The sequence below is a fragment of the Lujinxingia vulgaris genome (assembly GCF_007997005.1).
GTDB lineage: Bacteria > Myxococcota_A > Bradymonadia > Bradymonadales > Bradymonadaceae > Lujinxingia.
Map to the genome: position 1 here is coordinate 1 of NZ_VOSL01000092.1, position 2,069 is coordinate 2,069.

The window sequence follows — 2,069 nt, forward strand, 5'->3', positions numbered from 1 at the left end:
GACGCCCGAGCTCCCGGCAACCCCCGACCCGGAGGCACCCCGCGCCGCCGAGGCCGCGCCCGAGACGGCTGCCGCGCCCGCTGAAACCACCTCGGCCGGTGAGCCGGCCGGCGACTCCGAGATGCAGGGTCTGGTCAAAGAGCTCCTCGAAGAGAAGAAGGCCAAAGCTCAGGGGCCGCGCACCAAACGACTTCGTCCGCGCGATGTCTGGTTCCAGGAGGTCTTCAGCGAAGAGTACCTGCGCACCATCCCGGCATCGATCGGTGAGCGCACCGAGCAGGAGGTCGAGTTCATTCGCAAGAGCCTCAAGCTTAAGCGGGGCTCGCGCATCCTTGATCTGGCCTGCGGCTTTGGCCGTCACGCCATCGGGCTGGCCGAAGAAGGCTACGAGATGGTCGGCGTCGATCTCTCGATGCCCCTTCTGCAGAAGGCGCTGGCCGATGCCCGCCAGCGCTCGACCAACGTGAAGTTCATTCACGGCGATATGCGCGAGCTCAACTTCAACGAGGTCTTCGACGGCTGCTACGTCTGGGACACCTCGGTGGGTTACTTCGACGACCGCACCAACCTGCGTGTTTTTCAGGGGATTCAGCGCGCGCTCAAGCCGGGCGGGCGCATCCTGGTCGATGTCATCAACCGCGACTACGTGGTGCGCGAGACGCCCACTCGCCTGTGGTGGGAAGGGGAGGGCTGCATCTTTCTGGAGGAGAGCGAGTTCGACTTCCAGACGAGCACCCTGCACGCCAAGCGCTCTTTCATCTACGAAGACAACTCCCCGCCGCTGGAGCAGAACAGCTACATCCGTCTCTACAACGTCCATGAGCTGCGTCAGATGCTGCATGTGGCCGGCTTTAACGTGCTGGAGATCAGTGGTGAGCGCTTCACCCGGGGCTACTTCCTGGGGGCGTCGAGCCGGCGGGTGATCGTGCTGGCGGAGAAACGCGCGCGAAAAGACACGATGTAGATGAGCAGCACCTCGGCTCGCTGTGAGCTGCGAGGTTGCCGCTGGCCGCAGTCGTGACGTGTCTACAGAAAAGGCCCACCCGGAGCTCCGGGTGGGCCTTCTTTTTGATCTCAAACCTGCGGAGCTCCAGTGAACCCGCGCGCCTGGTCATCAACCTTTGGGGACCTCGTTATCGTCGATGGCTTCCAGCTTCAGCAGGCCGTTCTCCGAGGAGACAAAGCCCTCGGCCATGCGCTGGTAAACACCTTTAAATGCGTAGCTCTCACCCTCGCGTACGCGCGCCTTCTTAAGAAAGTCGTTGGTGTATCCCACGACCATCATCTCGTGGCGAGCGTCGGCGTCGTCGCGAATCACCAGGTGCGGCTGCGGGCAGGACTCCCCGCGCTGGCGAGCGCGCTTCGGATCGCAGTCGCCCTTGACCTCCATGACCACCCCGCGGACCACGACGTTCTGGTCCATGTGGCGATCGCGATAACCGATGAGCCCCTCGACGCGCAGGGTGTCGTCATCGTTCTTCTCGACGATCTCAAAGGCGCTGGCCGGCGGAGGCGCCGGAAGATCGACGACCGCCGGCGGCAGGTTCTCATCGACCGGAAACTCATCGACGGGCACCGCCGGGGCATCTTCCTGGCAGGCGCTCATCGTAAAGAACGCGCTGGCGAGCAGCAGGGCTACGAGGGGTGTGCGCATAGCTCAGACCTTATCGCGACCAGAGGGGTTATTTACGAGCGGCCTCGGCGGTGAGGTTGTTGCCCTCCCAGACCTGCCCGTTGAGCGCCACGACGACGTCGCGGAAGTACTCGCGGCGCACATGAATGAAGGAGTAGGAGCTCTCCATCTGAAGATCACCAAAGTCCTCCGGGTCCATGCCGGACATGTAGCATAGCATGGTCACCAGTTCTTCGTCAGAGCCGAAGGTGGAGCTGCCCAGGTTCAGGTACATCTTACGCGTATCGCGAGGTGCGGGAGCGCTGGGCGCGGCCACAGGGGCAGGAACTGCCGGTGCGGCGCTCGCGCTTCCCCCCTGGCTGCTGCCATTGCGCGCTGCGCGCGAGCGGCGGCGGGTGCGCTCACGGCGCGGCTTGCTCGGCTCGGCAACAAAACT

The 2,069-nt window shown here is 63.9% G+C and carries 3 protein-coding genes; 1 reads left to right on the top strand and 2 read right to left on the bottom strand.

What is annotated here, in order from left to right:
* Positions 1-964: class I SAM-dependent methyltransferase (locus tag FRC96_RS16050; protein WP_146975913.1), on the top strand; the 964-nt coding region annotated here is incomplete at its 5' end.
* A gap of 150 nt (positions 965-1,114) precedes the next feature.
* Here FRC96_RS16050 and FRC96_RS16055 read toward each other — a convergent pair.
* Positions 1,115-1,654 carry a hypothetical protein gene (locus FRC96_RS16055; RefSeq protein ID WP_146975915.1) on the bottom strand — a complete coding sequence of 180 codons (540 nt, stop codon included), beginning with the start codon at positions 1,652-1,654 and terminating at the stop codon, positions 1,115-1,117.
* A 28-nt stretch (positions 1,655-1,682) separates the two neighbouring features.
* The coding region (locus FRC96_RS16060) for a DbpA RNA binding domain-containing protein (protein WP_230470331.1) at positions 1,683-2,069 on the bottom strand (387 nt) is incomplete at its 5' end.